This is a genomic window from Burkholderia seminalis, assembly GCF_001718535.1.
Taxonomy (GTDB): Bacteria; Pseudomonadota; Gammaproteobacteria; order Burkholderiales; family Burkholderiaceae; genus Burkholderia; species Burkholderia seminalis.
The window spans coordinates 839077-856297 of sequence record NZ_CP013399.1 but is presented as its reverse complement, the minus strand read 5'-3'; the positions used below and the strand labels follow the sequence as shown (position 1 = coordinate 856297).

The 17221-nt window shown below is 67.5% G+C and carries 16 protein-coding genes; 4 read left to right on the top strand and 12 right to left on the bottom strand.

Annotation, left to right across the window (positions count from 1 at the left end; genetic code table 11):
- Positions 1-83 precede the first annotated feature (83 nt).
- Both WJ12_RS19605 and WJ12_RS19600 read right to left on the bottom strand, forming a co-directional pair.
- Positions 84-500, bottom strand: coding sequence for an SRPBCC family protein (locus tag WJ12_RS19605; protein ID WP_059562677.1), 417 nt, complete (start codon positions 498-500; stop codon positions 84-86).
- A 17-nt stretch (positions 501-517) separates the two neighbouring features.
- A complete protein-coding gene (locus WJ12_RS19600) occupies positions 518-1537 on the bottom strand; it encodes an aldo/keto reductase (protein ID WP_059562409.1) in 1020 nt (339 codons plus the stop codon).
- A gap of 319 nt (positions 1538-1856) precedes the next feature.
- On the opposite strand from WJ12_RS19600, the gene WJ12_RS19595 reads away from it, so the two are divergent.
- Positions 1857-2180 (top strand): DUF4148 domain-containing protein, encoded by a 324-nt coding sequence (locus WJ12_RS19595; protein ID WP_185732844.1) that lies wholly within the window; start codon positions 1857-1859, stop codon positions 2178-2180.
- 146 nt (positions 2181-2326) lie between these two features.
- On the opposite strand, the gene WJ12_RS19590 is transcribed toward WJ12_RS19595, so the two are convergent.
- Positions 2327-2983: an ankyrin repeat domain-containing protein gene (locus WJ12_RS19590; RefSeq protein WP_226103839.1), complete on the bottom strand. Its 657-nt coding sequence runs from the start codon at positions 2981-2983 to the stop codon at positions 2327-2329.
- Positions 2984-3031: 48 nt separating this feature from the next.
- A complete protein-coding gene (locus tag WJ12_RS19585; RefSeq protein ID WP_059562403.1) occupies positions 3032-3886 on the bottom strand; it encodes a helix-turn-helix transcriptional regulator in 855 nt (284 codons plus the stop codon).
- Positions 3887-4157: 271 nt separating this feature from the next.
- Between WJ12_RS19585 and WJ12_RS19580 the strand changes: the two genes are divergently transcribed.
- A complete protein-coding gene (locus WJ12_RS19580; RefSeq protein ID WP_059562400.1) occupies positions 4158-5276 on the top strand; it encodes a polyamine ABC transporter substrate-binding protein in 1119 nt (372 codons plus the stop codon).
- 77 nt (positions 5277-5353) lie between these two features.
- Positions 5354-5725: a cupin domain-containing protein gene (locus tag WJ12_RS19575; RefSeq protein ID WP_082744791.1), complete on the top strand. Its 372-nt coding sequence runs from the start codon at positions 5354-5356 to the stop codon at positions 5723-5725.
- 62 nt (positions 5726-5787) lie between these two features.
- On the opposite strand, the gene ampC is transcribed toward WJ12_RS19575, so the two are convergent.
- The 4 genes from ampC to WJ12_RS19555 form a co-directional block, all read right to left on the bottom strand.
- Positions 5788-6957 (bottom strand): class C beta-lactamase, encoded by a 1170-nt coding sequence (ampC, locus tag WJ12_RS19570; protein ID WP_059562397.1) that lies wholly within the window; start codon positions 6955-6957, stop codon positions 5788-5790.
- Positions 6958-7187: 230 nt separating this feature from the next.
- A complete protein-coding gene (locus WJ12_RS19565) occupies positions 7188-8060 on the bottom strand; it encodes an alpha/beta hydrolase family protein (protein ID WP_059562395.1) in 873 nt (290 codons plus the stop codon).
- 106 nt (positions 8061-8166) lie between these two features.
- Complete coding sequence (locus WJ12_RS19560) at positions 8167-8979, bottom strand: alpha/beta fold hydrolase (RefSeq protein ID WP_059562392.1); 813 nt, start codon at positions 8977-8979, stop codon at positions 8167-8169.
- Between the two features lie 70 nt (positions 8980-9049).
- Positions 9050-9517, bottom strand: coding sequence for a hypothetical protein (locus WJ12_RS19555; protein WP_034191915.1), 468 nt, complete (start codon positions 9515-9517; stop codon positions 9050-9052).
- 400 nt (positions 9518-9917) lie between these two features.
- Here WJ12_RS19555 and WJ12_RS37050 point away from each other — a divergent pair, with 400 nt between their 5' ends.
- Positions 9918-10052: a hypothetical protein gene (locus WJ12_RS37050; protein ID WP_006405345.1), complete on the top strand. Its 135-nt coding sequence runs from the start codon at positions 9918-9920 to the stop codon at positions 10050-10052.
- A gap of 91 nt (positions 10053-10143) precedes the next feature.
- On the opposite strand, the gene WJ12_RS19550 is transcribed toward WJ12_RS37050, so the two are convergent.
- The 4 genes from WJ12_RS19550 to WJ12_RS19535 all read right to left on the bottom strand — a co-directional run bounded on the left by WJ12_RS19550 (position 10144) and on the right by WJ12_RS19535 (position 17209).
- A complete protein-coding gene (locus WJ12_RS19550; RefSeq protein ID WP_059562388.1) occupies positions 10144-12795 on the bottom strand; it encodes a GH92 family glycosyl hydrolase in 2652 nt (883 codons plus the stop codon).
- A 324-nt stretch (positions 12796-13119) separates the two neighbouring features.
- Positions 13120-14307: a beta-propeller fold lactonase family protein gene (locus tag WJ12_RS19545; protein ID WP_059562385.1), complete on the bottom strand. Its 1188-nt coding sequence runs from the start codon at positions 14305-14307 to the stop codon at positions 13120-13122.
- A gap of 122 nt (positions 14308-14429) precedes the next feature.
- On the bottom strand, positions 14430-15932 hold the full coding sequence (locus WJ12_RS19540) for a M81 family metallopeptidase (RefSeq protein ID WP_034191918.1): 1503 nt from the start codon (positions 15930-15932) through the stop codon (positions 14430-14432).
- Positions 15929-17209: a Zn-dependent hydrolase gene (locus WJ12_RS19535; RefSeq protein ID WP_034192036.1), complete on the bottom strand. Its 1281-nt coding sequence runs from the start codon at positions 17207-17209 to the stop codon at positions 15929-15931. Before WJ12_RS19535 ends, WJ12_RS19540 begins: the two co-directional genes overlap by 4 nt.
- Positions 17210-17221: the final 12 nt, after the last annotated feature.

The following is a 17221-nucleotide window of genomic DNA, read 5'->3' as shown; positions in this document are numbered from 1 at the left end:
GCAGGTGGCGGGCGCGCACCTGCTTCGCATACCGAACGGCATGGACGCGCCCCCGCCTTCACACACGATGCGGCGCACTGCCGTCAGTCCGCCGCGAACCGCTTCGCCAGTTCCGCGAGGCCGTCTTCGTAGATCCCGCGAAACAGCCGGATGGTTTCGTCGTCGGTCGCGCCGCGTGGCGTAAACGTGCCCGACCACTCGACGGTCGACGCGTTCGATCCGTTTTCGCGCACGCGCAGTGTGGCGCGATAGTTCACGACCGGGAACGGCGCTTCGAGGATCGCGTACGTGTAGCTGCGTGCCGCTTCGTCGAACGCGACCAGCCGCTCGACGATCGTCTCGCCGCCCGGGTTCGCGAGACGCCTCACGCGCCCGCCTTCGCCCAGCTCGCTGGCAGGAATGTACGACAGCCAGTCGGGCAGCGACCCGAAGCCGCCGATCAGTTGCCAGACGGTTCCGGCCGAAGCCGGGAGTTCGATGCTTGCATTTGCCTGTGCCACGTCATCACCCGTCAGGATCAACGACCGGTCGGTAGCGGCGCATTGGCCGCGATCAGGCCTTGTTCACGCATGTCACGCCAGAAATCGGCCGGAATCGCCACGTTCAGCGCAGCCTGGTCTTCCGCGATCCGCTCCGGACGGCTCGCGCCCGGGATCACCGCGACGGTGGCCGGATGCGACATCAAGAACTGCAGCGCGGCGGCCTTGATCGGCACGTCGTGGCGCGCGGCGATCGCCTTGATCCGCTCGACCTTCGCGAGAATTGCCGGCGAAGCCTTCTGGTATTCGAAGTGCGTGCCGCCTGCGAGCACGCCCGAGCTGTACGGGCCGCCGACGACGATCCCGACGTTCTGCGCGGCAGCCGCCGGCATCACGCGTTGCAGCGCACGTTCGTGATCGAGCAGCGTGTAGCGGCCGGCCAGCAGCATGCCGTCCGGTTGCGGTTCGGCGAGGTCGAGCACCAGCTCGATCGGTTCGACGCGGTTCACGCCGAGGCCCCATGCGTCGATCACGCCTTCTTCGCGCAGCTTGCTCAGCACGCGGAATGCGCCCTTGCGCGCGACCTCGAATTGCGCGAGCCATTCATCGCCGTAGAAGTCCTGGGCGATGTCGTGCACCCAGACGATGTCGAGGCGGTCGGTACGCAGGCGCTTCAGGCTGTCCTCGATCGAACGCAGCGTCGCGTCGGCCGTGTAGTCGTTGACGATGCGGTTCGGCCGGCCGTGTTCGAACAGGCCGCCCTTTTCGCCGAGATCGCGCGCCGACACGTCTTCGATTTCATCGAGGATCACGCGGCCGACCTTCGTGCTCAATACGTATTCGTCACGCGCATGGTTCGCCAGCGCGTCGCCGAGGCGGATTTCCGCGAGACCGGCGCCGTAGAACGGTGCCGAATCGAAATATCGGATGCCGTGTTGCCATGCCGCTTCGACGGTGGCCGCGGCTTCCGCGTCGGGAATGTTGCGGAACATGTTGCCGAGCGGGGCAGTACCGAAACCAAGGATCTTGTTGCCGGGCAGCTTGTCTTCGAGACTCATGATTTTCTCCAGGGAGTATGGGAAAGCGAGTTCAGTCTAGGGACGCCGGTTAAGTCTGTCCAAGACGGAATTCGACACACTTGAGTCCCACGAGGTCTTATCGGCCTGTTTGATGCGCGTACCGATGTGCCTCCCCGCCCCCGTTCCGGCGAAACGCCTGACCGGCAAGGCCGTCGACCGAATTCGCTCCCGATTCGTGATTCCAGCTCAAAAATCAATTGGGCCGGAGGCCGTTTTTCCCGGGCGTGGCGATACCTATATTGGCTGCACTCGCAACGACATCGATGTGGTTGCGGTTCACCCAACCTGACAGGGACCCATGATGAAAACGCTGATTTCTTCCACGCTTGCCGCACTGATCCTTTCCGCACCCGTGCTGTCGTTCGCGCAACAGGCCGACCGCCCGCTGACCCGCGCCGACGTGAAGGCCGAAATGGCCCGCCTCGCGGCCGTCGGCTACACCCCGGCGCTGGACCACAACCGGTATCCGGTCGCGATCCTCGCCGCCGAAAAGCGCGTGCGTGAAAATACCGTCGCACCGGAAGCCGACCAAGCGGGCTACGGCAGCGAAGCCCGCACCACCGGCGAATCCGGCCGCGCGACGACGATCGACAGCCGCCACTCGATCTATCGCGGACATTGAGCCGCGGCGGCGCGCAGGAGAGCACGCCTCCCGACACGCGCAACGATTCGCCCCTCCCCTGCGCATTGCCGGCCCGAATCGCCCGAACAGGCATTCGGGCCGCGCGTCATTCGGGTTTCGAGCGCGACGGGGGACGATCGGCCGCGTCAGACGAACCCTTCTTCGACCAGCGTGCAGCCATGCGCGGTGATCTCGTGTCGCTGGCCCGACCCGCCGACCACGCGGCTCCAGCTCTCCGACACGAGCACGGTCGTCTCGCCGTCCGTGCGCAACGCATAACCGAAGCCGCCGTACATGCCCGGCACGGCGAACCACGTGTTTCCGGCCTGCGCGTCGAGTTCGAGCAGCGGTTCGAGTTCGGGCAGGCGCAGTGCGTCGACGCGCAGGTGAGCGATGCGGCCGAGAATCATCTCGTGGAAACGGCGCTGGATGGCGCGCAGCGTATCGTCGGGCACGAAGCGCTGCGGCTGCGGCGTCAGCAACTCGACCAGGTGCCGATGCCCGAACCGCGTGGCGATGTCGACCGCACGCTCGCGTCGTGCATCGCGCAGCATGCGCGATGCACCGAGGCGCAGCAGCTCGGCAACGACCGTTCGCGGCGCGCCGCCGAAAGCGGCCAGATGCAGCGGCGTGTAAAACGACGTGCCGCCGAGCCGCGTCGCATTGACGAGGTCGGGCTGGCGTGCCACGAAGTCGAGCACCGTCGCCCATTCGCCGCTGCGCGCCGCGTCGGCCAATGCGTGCCGGCTTTCGACCTGCGCGTCACCGAGCACATCGGCGCTCGTGATTCCATCCCAGACCATGCTCAACGGGCGCTCCTTGCGTATCGCGGGTGCGTCACGGCGGCGCCGTCACACGGCGCTCCTGCGCGCCGCCGACGACGCGTCGAGCGCATCGTGATCGACCAGCAGGTTCAGCAGCTGGCGCCGCGATTCGATGCCGAGCTTCGCGAACGCGCGCCGCGCGTAGGTGTCGATCGACGACGGACGAATGCCGAGTTCGTGCGCGATATCCTGCGTCTTCCGGCCGCGAATGAGGCGGGCACACACTTCCGACTCGCGCGACGTCAGCTTCTCGAACACGTCGTGCAGTCGCTGCGTGACGACGCCCTCGCGCGCACGCGCCGCGCCTGCATCCGCCGGCCGGTCGCCGACGATGCGTCGATGCGCGACCGCCAGCGGCAACACGATCAGCGCGACATGCCGGACGATGCTCAGCTCCTTCAGCGAAAACGGCGGCAGCCGGCGCGCGCGGCATACCGACAGCGCGTAGGTCAGCTCGTCCACGCGATACGTGACCACGCATTCGTCGTGAATGTCCTCGGTATCGTAAAACGCGCGCCGGATCTCCGGGTTCAGCCGCAGCGTCGACAACTGCAGCAACTGCGTATCGCGCTCGCCGCGGATGCAGTCGAAGGTCGTGTCGATCCGCGCGAAATCGCGGTAATAGCGCGTCATCGTGCGCTCGATCTGGTCCGGATACGTGCCGTAGCTACCGATCCAGCCGACGCGCCGCTCGAGCAGCGACTCGTCCTCGTAATCCAGATGAATGGAATCGCAATCGACGATGCGCGTGAGGTTCTCGAACACGACCGCGACGAAATCCGGCGATCCGATCGCGCCGGCCACGGCCGACAGCGCGTCGGACAGGAACACGAGCTGGTTCAACTGGATATCGGTCGCCGCGGCGGTGTCATGGTCGGTCATACGATGCACGGGAGAAGGAGACGACCACCGTTACCACGCCAAAAGTGCGTTGCCAATTCCCTCGCACCGGGTTCCGGTGCACGCGGCCGCCCGGCTGTACGGATTTCATGGACAGACATCCGGCCGGCCGCCCCCTACAGTCATCTCCGATATCCGGCGAGGCCCGTCGGCGCGTTCGCGGTTCGAAGCGAACCGGCGCGCGCCTCGCCGACCGTCCCGCGGCGCGCATGCGCCACGCAGTGCGCCGCCCTCGTTCCGAAAGGGAGTGACCATGATCGTCCGCGTTTTTCGTCTCGCCTTCCCCGTTGCAATCGCGACCGTTGCGTGCTTCGCGCCGCTGTCGGTGTCACCGGCCCGCGCGGCCGACGCCGAACTGAACGTCTACAACTGGTCCGAGTACATTGCGAAGACGACGATCCCGGACTTCCAGAAACAAACGGGCGTGCACGTGCGCTACGACGTCTACGACAGCGACGACACGCTGCAGTCGAAGCTGCTGGCCGGCAGTTCGGGCTACGACATCGTCGTGCCGACGTCGAACTACATGGCCAAGCAGATCCAGGCCGGCGTGTACCAGAAGCTCGACAAGACGAAGCTGCCGAATCTCGCGAACCTCGATCCCGCGCTGATGAAGAAGATCGCCGAATCGGACCCGGGCAACCAGTACGGCGTGCCGTGGGCCTATGGCACCGACGGCGTCGGCTACAACGTGCAGGCGGTCAGGAAGGCACTCGGCGACGGTGCGCCGCTCGACAGCTGGGCGCTGGTGTTCGATCCGGCCAACGTGTCGAAGCTGAAAAGCTGCGGCGTGTCGTTCCTCGATGCGCCGGACGACGTGTTTGCGGCCGCGCTCCAGTATCTCGGCAAGGACCCGAACAGCAAGAACCCGGCCGACTATCACGCGGCGTTCGACATGCTGAAGAAGGTGCGCCCCTACATCACGCAGTTCAACTCGTCGGGCTACAACAACGACCTCGCGAACAACGACGTCTGCGTCGTGCTCGGCTGGTCGGGCGACGTCAGCGTCGCGCGCCGCGAAGCGGCCGCGGCGAAACGCGGCTACGAGATCCGCTACGCGAACCCGAAGGAAGGCGGCATCCTGTGGTTCGACGTGATGGCGATTCCGAAGGATGCGCCGCATCCGGAGGCCGCGCTGCAATGGATCAACTACATCCAGGACCCGAAGGTCAACGCGGACATCACCAACGAGATCTACTACCCGAGTGCCAACCGGGCGGCCCGTCAGTACGTGACGCCGGCCGTCGCGCACGACCCGAACGTGTACCTGTCCGCCGACGTGCTCGACAGGATGACGCTCTCGAAGCCGCGTTCGGCCGACATCGCGCGCCTCGAGAACCGCCTGTGGCAGCAACTGAAAACCGGCAACTGACGCAACCGCCCGCAAGTATGAAATCATGCGAACGCGCCGACGGCGCGTTCATTTCAATTCGACGCAACCTGACCATCATGATCGACGTTTCATTGATTACCGACGCGCTCCGCCCGAGCGGTGCGCCCACGCAGTACCGCGTGTCGCCCGAGAAGCTGATCTCCGGCGATCCGCTGCAGACGCTCACGCCGGGCTTCGCGAGTCCGTGCGGGCGGTTTTCGACCGGCATCTGGGAAAGCACGCCCGGATGCTGGCATGTCGCCTATACGGAAGCGGAGTACTGCGAGATCCTGGAGGGCACGTCCGTGATCACCGACACCGAGGGCAACCGGAAGACCGTGCGCGCGGGCCACCGCTTCGTGATTCCCCCCGGCTTTCGCGGCACCTGGGAAGTCGTCGAACGCACGCGGAAGATCTTCGTCGCCTACGACGAGCAACCGGCCGGGTAAGCGACGGCGACACGGCTCGCCCGCGCCATCGCGCCCCCCTGTCGCCGCCGCTCGCGGAAGCGTTACCGCCCGGCGCCAAGGGACCCGAGAATCCCGTACGCGGCCTTCACGCGGTCCTCGATCGGCACGCTGCCGTTCGCGAGCATCACGATCGCGATCCGCTTCGACGGCACGAATGCGACATACGTGCTGAAGCCGCCGGTCGAACCGGTCTTGTTGATCCACGTATCGGGGTTCGGCGCCAGCGGCGGCTTGATCGCGCTGGCCGGTACCGCGTCGTACAGCATCTTCGGTGCGTTGCCTTCGAGCAGTGTCGGCAGCGCGACCGGGTACGGATACTGTTCCCAGATCAGGTCCTGCGTCAACGGCCCCGCGCGGAAATAACCGGCGTGCGTGCGGTCGATCGCGCGCTGCAGGCGCGGCGCCGTCTGGATCATCCCCATGTTCGCCTGCACGAAGCGCAACAGGTCCGCCGCCGTGGTCCGCACGCCGTAGGCCGGCTGCCACAGCATGCCTTGCGTCATCCGGACCGGCCTGCCGTCCTTCGTATAGCCCTGCGCGTAATCGGCCATGCGTGCGTCGGGCACGTTGATGTACGTGTGCGTCATGCCGAGCGCGGGAAAGAGCCGCTGCTCCATCAGCGCCGCGAAGTCCTTGTGCATGGCCTTCGCGGTGAGCCACCCGAGCATGCCGATCGCGACGTTCGAATACTTGCGGTGCGTGCCCGGCGCATACTCGGGCCGCCACGCGTCGAGATAGCGGATCAGGCCGGCGTCGTCGCGAATGCTGTCGGGCACCTGCAGCGGCGTCCCGCCGGGCGTGTGCGTGCCGAGCTGGAGCAGCGTGACGACGCCGAACGGCTTGCCCTGCAGTTCGGGCAGATACTTGGCGACCGGGTCCGCGAGCGACAGCTCGCCGCCCTCCTGCGCGTCCGATGCGAGCGTCGCGGTCAGCGTCTTGCTGACCGAGCCGATCTCGAACAGCGTGCCGCCGGTGACGGGCTTGCCGGTCTGCTTCGACATCACGCCGTAGTCGAACACGTAAGGCTTGCCGTCGGCGACGATGCCGATCGCCATGCCGGGAATCGCGTACTGCTTCATCAGCGGGGCGACGTGGCGGGTCACGGTGTCGCGGATGTCGTCCTGCACGGTGGCGGCCGCGCGGCCGGCCGCGGTGGTGGCGCAGGCGGCGACGAGCAGCGTCGCGGCGAAGCGGGTCATGGTGAATCGCATCGTTGCGGTTCCTTTGGTATCGGATGGTTGCATGAGCAACAGGCCGCTACGCGCCGCACGGCGATCGTTCTGGCCGGCCTGTCGATGCAGGACTATCCGCCGCCGGCCGGCCGCCAACAATCGACGATATGTTGCGCGAGCCTAAAGAAATTCTTATGAGACCCGCGGCATCACGCATCGTCACGGGTGCCGCCGCGCCTGCCGCGATCGAGGCTCGACCGCGATGCGGGTCAAGGCTGGTGTGCGGAAGGAAAGCCGTGATGCTCGAGAAATTCGGACACGACGGGTTGCCAGAGGTCGATGCCACGCGAGAACAGCAGGTGTCCGTTGTCGGAAAACGGCGGCAGCAGCCGATAATCCGCGTCGCCGCCCGCACGGACGAAGGCCTTGTACCACGCGCCGCTGTAGGTCGGATCGAAGTACCGGTCGTTCTCCGTATAGATCCACAGCATCGGGACACGCGCCGTGGTCCCGAAGCTTGAAAACATCGCTTCCATCAGTTCGCCCTGACACGGCGCCCCGGGGTGCTGGACGGGATCGCCGCCCGCGCCGCCGGCGAAATTGATCGCCGCGACCACGCCGTCCGGATTGTCGGCCGCCATCGCCGTCGTGATGAGGCCGCCTACCGATTGACCGACGATGACGATGCGATTCGGGTCGACGTCCGGTTGGTGTTTCGCGTAGTCCAGTACCGCGCGCTCCTCGGCGCGTGCCGCGTCGACCAGCGGGTGATAATCCTTGTGGCGACATGCGCCGCTGTATTCCGGATCGAACTGCGTGCCGAATCGCCCATATCCGATCCGCGTCGGTTCGAATACGGCAAATCCTTTGCTGACGAAGAACCTGGCCTGTTGCGTATAACGAAATCGCGCCGGTGAGACACGATCCTGCGCATTGCGCCCGTGATTGAGAAGCAGGATCGGGAATGGGCCGTTCCCGATCGGCATGAACCGCGTGATCGCGACCGTGCCGGTATCTTCCTTGCCGTAGAAATCCTTCACCTTGACGTCGACCGTATCCACCGATTCGTGCAGGTCGGATGCAAACGGCCCGGCGTGGGCATCGCCAATCAGGAATGCAAGGCAAATCAGGATGACGCGCATGATCTGAGTCCCGAACGATTGTTTTTCTGGAACGACGGAGTACGACGGCCGGCGAGAAGAATCCGCATCGGCCGGACGACGCACGCGGCCCGGCGGGCGCGTACGATCACCGCGGCAGCCGGTCGAGAAACGCCAGCATCGCCGCGTTGAATCGCGCGGGGCGCTGCAGCGGCGCGAAATGGCTGACGCCGGGCAGGATCGTCAGCGTCGCGCCCGGAATCGTGTCCGCCAGATACGCGGCATGCTCGGGGCGGATGAATTCGTCGTGCTCGCCCTGCACGATCGCGACCGGCACGGCAATCGCCGCGAGATCCCCCGCCGTGTAATTCGGTTGCGTGCGCATCATTTCACTGACGGCCGCGACGAATGCGTCGAACTGATCGGGTGTCGCGGACAGTTGCGCGTAGTCCTTGCGGTGCCGCGCGAAACAGCGGTCGATCAGCGGGCCCGGCACCACCTCCTTCGTGCCGCTCGGGTCCATGTTGCACGCGAAGAAAAACACGCCGGCCGCGCGGGCCGGTGCACGGGCCGCCAGCACGAGCGCGACGCACGCACCGTCGCTCCAGCCGACGAAGCGCGCGCGGTCGACATGCAGCGCGTCGAGCACCGCCAGCACGTCCGACGCCATGCGTTCGTAGGAATAGGGTTGCGCGTCGCGCGTGCTGCGGCCGTGGCCGCGGCTGTCGATCAGGATCGCGCGGTAGCCGGCCGCGAGCAGCGCCGGCACCTGGTTGCCCCAGTTGCCGCCGTGACCGAGGCCGCCGTGCAGCAGCACGACCGGCGGCCCATGGCCGAACGACGCGTGCCAGATGCGCGCGCCGTCGTGTTCCAGCCAGCCTTCGACCTCGGCCGCCGGCAGCGGCGTGCCGCCGTGGGCGTCGAAGCGGACGAGTTCGTCGTCGTCGGGTTCCGCATGCATCGTTTTGCCGTCCTTTCGAGGGAGACGCGCTTGCGATTGTAATGCGTGCGGGCCGCGCGGGCCGAAGCCGTCAGGCTTGGGTCGACACCAGGCCGCCCGACGACGCGTTGCCCGACTTCTGGAGCGCCGCCGCGAGCTGCGAGATCGCCGTCGACAGCGCCGCCGAGATCGAGCTGGCTTGCGCGCCCAGCGTCTGCTGCTCGATGACGGCGGACGGATCGTCCTTCGCGCGCCGGGCCGCGTCCGCCATCTGCCGTTCCAGCGTCGCGAGCTGCTTCTGCAGCCGCTCGATCAATGCCTTCAACTGCGTGACGGCCGGGTCCTCCGCCGACGACGCACCCGATGCGCCGAGCGTTTCGCCGGTATCGCCGGCCGCCTTCGCGCCGGTGGTACTGCTCGTCCCCGTCGTGCCGGTGCTGCCCGGGGCAGCCGTCGTGCCGTCGGCGGACGAGGTCGCGGCCGCGGCGGCCGATGGGTTCGCGCTCACGCCGCTGTCCGCCAGCGAGGCGCGCGCGGTCGTGGAGAAATCGATCTGCATCGTGTCGGTCCCTGTGTCGGTAAACGAATCGTGACGGGGCGGGAAATGCCTTCCAACTCGTTTACGGCATTCGTCACACGAAACTTGAGTATCGGGGTCGACGGATGCGCCGACCGATCGCCGTTTCAGTCGCGAAAGGGCCAGAATGGCACCACCGCGGCGCTGGTAAAATCGCGGCTTCGCCGGCCGGAACCGCGCGTCGACCGCCTTCGGGCGTTCGCGTGCTACCGCGCCGGTATCGACTCCCGCCCTGTCGGGCGCGGCATGTCACGCGTGCCGACACCGCCATCGCGGCGCAGCGGGTCGCCTGTTCCGCCTGCCTCCGTGACCCGCTCGCCGGTTCGAGCGGCGAGCGCCGTGCGGCGCGCGCTTCATTCATCATGTATTCGAGGAACACACGATGGCCCGCATCGGCGCCTTCTGCATCACGACGTGGCTTGCCGCCGCGATTCTCTACTTCGGCCAGCACTCCGTCGCGATGATCGCGCTCAGCGGTGTCGTCGTGTTCGGCGGGTTCGATCTGCTGCGTCCGTAACGCCCGTCGGCATGCCGGCGGCACACCGCCGAGCCCCGATCCGCGGTCGGGACGGTCGGGCCGCCACGCGCCCTCCGTGATGGCGCCGCCGTCAGTGCGCGCCAGCCGTCATGCGCGTGTAGTCCGCGTTCGGCCCGGACGGCGGCGTCAGGTTGTCGGCAGTCGCCCATTGCGTCGGCGTCGCGGACAGCGTGTAGCGCATCGTCCCGCCGTTGGCGATCGTGCCGAGCGGCAGCCACGACCCGGCATAGTCCGCACCGTTGACCTTCAGCGACTGGATGTACGCGAACGACGGACGACCCGACGCGTCCATCGCGACCTGCTTGTCGCTGTCGAGCCGCAGCGTCTTGCCGTTGCCGAGCCAGACGGTGATCCCGCTGAATTGCGGCGTGGACAACGCGAGCCCGGCTTCCGACGGAATGACCGGGAACATGCCGAGCGCCGCCCACACGTACCAGCTCGACGTCGCGCCCATGTCGTCGTTGCCCGGCAGGCCGTCGCGCGCGGTCGTGAACGCCTTCGACATGATGATCGGCAGGATGTACTGCGCGCCGCTCGGCTGGCCGGCCCAGTTGTATCCCCACGGCGACTGGAACGACGGTTCGTTGCCGATGTACAGGCGGGTGGACGATTCGCCGCCGTTCAGGTCGGCGGAGCCCGGCACGGTCGAGAATGGCGTCGTGATCGCAAACAGGTTGTTCAGCCGCGCGACGGCCGCCTGCTTGCCGCCGATCGCGTCGATCAGTGCGGTCCAGTCCTGCGCGAAGGTCCAGAAGTAGTTCGGCTCCGTCGACTCGTGGAACGCGCCCGGCACGAGCGTGCCCAGCGTGCCGGGCGCCGAACCGGACAGCGGTGCGTTGCGCGCGGCGATCACCTTGTTCGTGTAGTCGAAGAGGTTGCGCCACCATCCGGCTCGCGTGTACAGCGCGCCGATGTTGTCGGGCGTCACGCCGACCGACGGCGCGTTCAGCACGCTCGCCGGTAGCGCCTGCAGGAACGCGGCGGCTGAACGATCGCTCAGCACGCGCTCGATGGTCGCGGACGACGAATGGCCGTCGTCGCTTTGCGACAGGTAATGGGCCGTCAGGAAATTGGCGAGCCCCGCCGCGCTCGTGCGGTCGTTGCACGCGTTCGACGGATCGAATACCGATTGCTTCGTCAGCCGCGCGGCCGACACCAGGTCGAAATCGGTCGCGCCGAACTTGTACGCGCCGGCAATCACGTTCAACGCGTTGTCGCCGGCCATCGGCGTCGAATCGTCGCTGCCGTCGACCCAGTGCGGGAAGGCACCGCACTGCAACGCGTCGACGACGAGCGACTGCATCATGTCGCTCGATTCCTTCGGCGCGAGCATCGCCAGCAGCTGCGCCTGCGACCGGTAGGTATCCCACAGCGAGAAGCCGGTGTAGTGTGCGCCTGCGCCGCCCTGTGAGCCGTCGGCGCGCCGGAACGCGTAGTCGCCGACCTTCGCCGTCGCGCGCGGCGGAATCGTGCCGGTCTGGTCGACCGATTTCGGATAGCTGCCGTCCGCGTTCCTCGGTTGACGCATGCTGCGGAATTCGCCGTTCGCGTCGCTGTAGAGCGTCGGCGTGGCGAACACGCGGTAGAGCGCGGTGTAGAACTTCGTGAGGTTGGCCTTCTGTGTCGCATCGAGCGAGGACGGATTCGCGGCCTGGTCGATCTGGATCGTGTTGAGCCGGTCGTTCCACAGGCCGGACGCGTTCGCCCGCGCGTCGTCGAACGTGAGCTTGTCACCCTCGCCTTTCAGGTTCGCCCGCGCATTCCGGAGGCTGACGGACGAGATCCCGATCTTCACGGTCACCGTCCGGTCCGCGTCGGTCAGGTCGAACTGCAGCGTCGCCGCGCCGTTGCTGGCCGTGTTCACCGACGACGTGCCGGTCTGCCTGCGCAGCGGCTTGTCGAAGGTCGCGTGGAAATACACGGGCGCATTCCAGACCGTACCGTACGGCGTGCAGAATGCCGGCGCCACGGCCTGTCCGCTCAGCGACTTGCCGTCGCTCGCGAGCGCCAGCGCGACGTTGTTCGCGGTGACCTTCGTGCTGCCCGAATCGCTGTTGCCGTTCAGCTTCGCATCGATCGAGAAAAAGCCCTTGTCCTTGTTCGTGTACGTGAAACGCGCGATGCCGGCGCGGGCCGTCGCGCTCAGCTCCGTCACGATGCCGTTCGCGAGGCGCACCTTGTAGTAGCCGGGCTGGGCCGTTTCATCGGCATACCTGTACCCGATACCGATCGGCCGGCCGCCCGATGCCACCGCCGTCGCCGCATCGGTCGGCAGCATCGCGACCGCGCCCTGCCCCGGGCAGCCGACGCCGCTCAGATGCGTCACGCTGAAGAAGTCGATCGTGCCGCCCGAGCCGCCCGACGACAGATAGCCGCCCGAGCCGTTGAAGTCGCGGCGCGGCGTGTTCGGCCCGAAGTTCACCATGCCGAACGGCACCATCGCGCCCGGGCTCACGTTGCCCGCATAACCCGAATCCGGGTTGACCTGCGTGCCGATGAGCGGGTTGACGAACCCGGTCAGCTGCATGTCGGTACGCTTGGGCGCGGTCGATCGACCGGGCTGCGGCTGCGGGGACGGCACCGAAGTCGCCGGCGGCACCATCGACAGCGTATCGCCGGCTGTGTTCGTGGCCGTCGAAACACCGTTCACGTCGTCGCCGCCACATGCGGCAAGCGCTGCACAGGCCAGTGCAGCGACAAGCATGAGTCGCGAATTTTTCATTTTTTTGATTAGTACCGTTGATTAAAACGATTAATCCGGCGATGGCAATCGTTGCTGCCGCAACCGTCTCGCCCTCCAATTTCCGGGAATGCCACCCGCTTCCCGAGGGCTTACAGTGCCGCAACGACTGTTTATGCACTACAGGAAGTTTCCCGAATTTTCAGTTTGTTTAACTAAACAATCTGAAGCCAAGTGCTTCGGGCATGAATTGCCGCCATTTGTTGCATTGCGGCGGCGGCGTGAACGAGTGTGGGCGACGGACGCCCGGCGAAGCCGGGCGCCGCATGAACTCGCGGAGAAGAACGAGCGGGCATGCCGCGCGCGTCAGCGCGGCAGCGTCCTCAACGACGACGGCCCGCTCGTCAGCGCGATCCGCTTGCCCGTGTCGCGCAGCTTGCCGCCTTCGACCGCATACAGCGCAAGCTGCCGTTCGACGTTGAACTGCACAATCACGTGCCGGCTATCGGCGGTAAACACGATGCCCTGCGCGGCTTCGCCGCCGGGCACCTCGTTCACCTTCACAGCCTGGCCGTCGCGGATCGCGAACAGCAGCACCTTGCCGTGCGCGTGGCGGCCCGGGTTGTCCGGTGTCAGGTTCGAGCCGTCCATCGCCTGCACGGCGATCCATTTGCCGTCCGGCGAGATCGCGACGCCTTCCGGCAGCGACGGCACCGTCAGGTACTGGACCGTGCGGAACGGCACGCGCGACACGTCGACCAGTGCGACCGAATCGGCGTCGCCCGCGAGCGTGCCCGTATAACCCGGCAGCCCCGCCAGCCCCACGTTGCTGACGACGGCCCAGCGATTGTCGCTCGACACGTCGATCGTGTAAGGCGCGACGCCCGTGCTCAAACGCGTGCCGCTGTCGGTCACCTTGCCGTCGTCGACGTTCAGCACCGCGACGCCCTGCTCGTCGCGCAGCGACACGAGTGCATGCTTGCCATCGTGCGTGAAGCTGATCCCGGCCAGCCGCTTCTTGCCGATCTTCAGGCTGCCGTCGAGCGTCACCTGCGTGCCGTCGATGCGCAGGATCGACACGCTGCCGTCGACATTGGCGACGAGCGCGAGCCGGCCCGAGCGGTCGATCGCGATCCCTTGCGGATGCGTGCCGAGCTCGATGCGCGTGATCGCGGGCGGTGCGGCGCCGAGATTCACGACCTGCAGGAACGTGTCGAACACGAGCTGCTTCGCGGCCGTGTCGTAGCGCGTCGGTGCGCCGACGAGCGCGAGCTTCGCGTCGGGCGTGATCGCGACGGCCTGCGGCGGCCCCTGGATGCCGTTCTCGACGTCGACCTGCAGCGCGACCTTCGGCGGGAACGTGCTCGCATCGAGCAGCGTCAGCGTGTCGGCCGGCGGAGACGGCAGATAGGTGTCGCGGCCCTCGACACGCTGGTACTTGCCGTCGTTGCCGGACACGATCCAGTCGGCGGCGTGCGCGGCAACGGCCGTCGTGGCGAAGGTCAGCGCGGCGAGCAGGCGCGCGCTGCGCAGGCGGAAGGGATTCGAATGCATGGCGGTCGGTTCTCCGGATCGGTTGCGGACGCAATGGATTGCCCGGCCCTGCTGCTCGACGAGCCGGAGCCATCGCATGATGCCCGAAAGCGCGCGAATCCGGCGTCTCGCGCCCCGGCCCGTCACGCAGCCGATCGCGCGCCCGACTCCCACCGTGCCACGTCGTCGAGCGGATACACCGGCCGCGCGAGCCGCTCGTAGCGGAACAGCCCGTAGTCCGAGCCCGTCACGCCGCGGCTGTCGCATTCGACCAGCGCGGCCGCGATCGGCACGAATACCGGCCGGCAATACATCCGCGACTTCAGCAGCAGGAAGCGGGCCCGGCGCGGATCGACGCCGACGCTCTCGAACACGCCGAGATCCCACGGCTCCTGCGTACGCTCGGTGACGACGAGCGTGGCCGCGCCGATGTCGAGCACGGCAGCCCGCCCCATGTATGCGCGCTGCCCCGTGTACGTCGGCCCCGTGATCACGTATTCGCCGTCGGTGATCGCGCGCACGACGCCCGTCGCACGGAACGGCTCGCGCCGCACGCCGCCGTGCGACGGCAGCCGGTTGCCGACCGGCACCGTGACGGTTGCGCCGACGCCCGCGTCGATCAGCGCCGCCACGGCTTCGGGGTCGCACAACGGCCCGCTGACGATGCCGTCGAGCCCCTGCGCGAGCGCGGCCTCGAGCAGGTCCATCGTGTCGCACGGGCCGCCCGACATGCAGTTGTCGCCGTGATCGAGCAACAGCACGGGGCGGTCCGCGCCGCGCGCGAGCGCCGCGGCCTGCGCGACCGAGTCGGCAAGCGGTGCGCTGCGATAGACGAATTCGTCGCGCGCGTCCCAGATCTGCCGCGCGATGCGCTCGGCAACCGCGTCGGCCGCGGCACGGTCGCCGTCGGCCACCACCACGACGCTGATGCACGGTGCGGGAATATCCGCGAGCGAAAAGCCGGGCAGCACCGATACCGCCAGCATCCCGTCGGCTTCGGCCGCACGCGCGGCCTCCACCGCGCGCCGCATCGCGCCGTCCGCGCTCGCGCTGCGCAGCGTCGACGTCATCAGCGGCGGCTGCCGCCATGCGAGCACGGGCCGCGCGCGGCCGTGAAGCCGGTCGAACAGCAACCGTGCCGCATGCTCGCCGGTCTCGTACATGTCGACGTGCGGATAGGTCTTGAAACTGACGATCACGTCCGCGTGATCGACCATCTTCTGCGTGACGTTCGCATGCAGGTCGAGCGCGACCGCGATCGGCGCATCGGGCAGCGCCGCGCGCACGCGCGCGAGCAGGTGGCCCTCGCCGTCCGCGCTCTGCTCGGCGACCATCGCACCGTGCAGGTCGAGCATCACTGCGTCGCAACCGGGCGCGGCCGCGACGATCGCATCGCAGATCGCCGCATACGCGTCGGCCGCGACCGGCCCGCTCGGGTTCGCGGCCGCCGACACGGGCGTCACGATGTCGGCGCCTTCGCGCGCGGCCGCGTCGATGAACGCGGCCATCGCGGTGCGCATCCCGCGGTTCGCACGATACGCGTCGTCGCCCCAGTCGGGGCCGTTGCGGCCGAATGCGGCGAGCGGCGTCGGCACCGGCGAGAACGTGTTGGTCTCGTGGTTCATCCGGGCGATCAGGATCTTCATCGCGCAGCGCCCTCCGCGATCCCGGCAGCGCCCAGCATCGCCTGCAGCAGCACGTTGCAGCCGGCTTCCAGATGCGCCGGATCGGCGTCCTCGATCTCGTTGTGGCTGATCCCGTCCTTGCACGGCACGAAGATCATCGCGGTCGGCGCAACACGCGCGAGATACACGGCGTCGTGGCCCGCGCCGCTGATCACGTTCATCGACGACAGCCCGAGCGCGCTCGCACCGGCGCGAACCTGCTCGACCAGCGCCGCGTCGAACGGCTGCGGCGGAAAGTACACGACCTGCTCGACGTCGATCCGCATGCCGGTTGATGCGTACAGGTCCGCGCATGTCGCACGCAGTTCCGCATCCATCGCCGCCAGCGTCGCGTCGTCGGCCGCGCGCAGGTCGACGGTCAGCGTCACCCGGCCGGGAATCACGTTGCGCGAATTCGGATGCACGTCGACCCAGCCGACCGTGCCGCGGCCGTGCGGCGGATGTGCGCGCGCGATGCCGTTCACCGCACGCACGAGATCGGCCGCCACCAGCAGCGCGTCGCGCCGCAGCTCCATCGGCGTCGGGCCCGCATGCGCTTCCATGCCGTGTACGGTCACGTCGTACCAGCGCTGTCCGAGCGCGCCCTCGACCACGCCGATCGTCGTGTCGTGCGCCTCCAGCACCGGCCCCTGCTCGATATGCGCTTCGAAATACGCGCCGACCGGATGCGCGCCGGTCGCATCGCCCGCATAGCCGATCGCGGCCAGCGCGTCGCGCACCGACACGCCATCGCGGTCGCATTGCACGAGTGCATGATCAAGCGTGAATGCGCCCGAGAACACGCCGGATCCCATCATCACCGGAACGAAACGGGAACCTTCCTCGTTGGTCCAGACGGCCACCTCGAGCGGCGCGCGCGTACGCACGCCGGCGTCATCGAGCGTACGCAGCACCTCGAGGCCGGCAAGCACGCCGTAGTTGCCGTCGAACTTGCCGCCCGTCGGCTGCGTGTCGATATGACTGCCCGTGGCCACGGGCGGCAGGTCGTCGCGTTCGCCCGCCCGCCGCGCAAAGATATTGCCGATCGCGTCGACACGCACCGTGCAGCCGATTTCCTTCGCCCACGCGACGAACAGGTCGCGTGCGTCGCGATCGAGTTCGGTGAGCGCGAGACGGCACACGCCGCCCTTGTCGGTCGCGCCGATCCGCGCGAGCCGCATCAGGCTGTCCCACAGCCGTGCGCCATCGACGCGCAAGCCGGACGCCGCGACGCCCGGAGTCAAATGCTCTACTTGCATCGTTGCCATTCC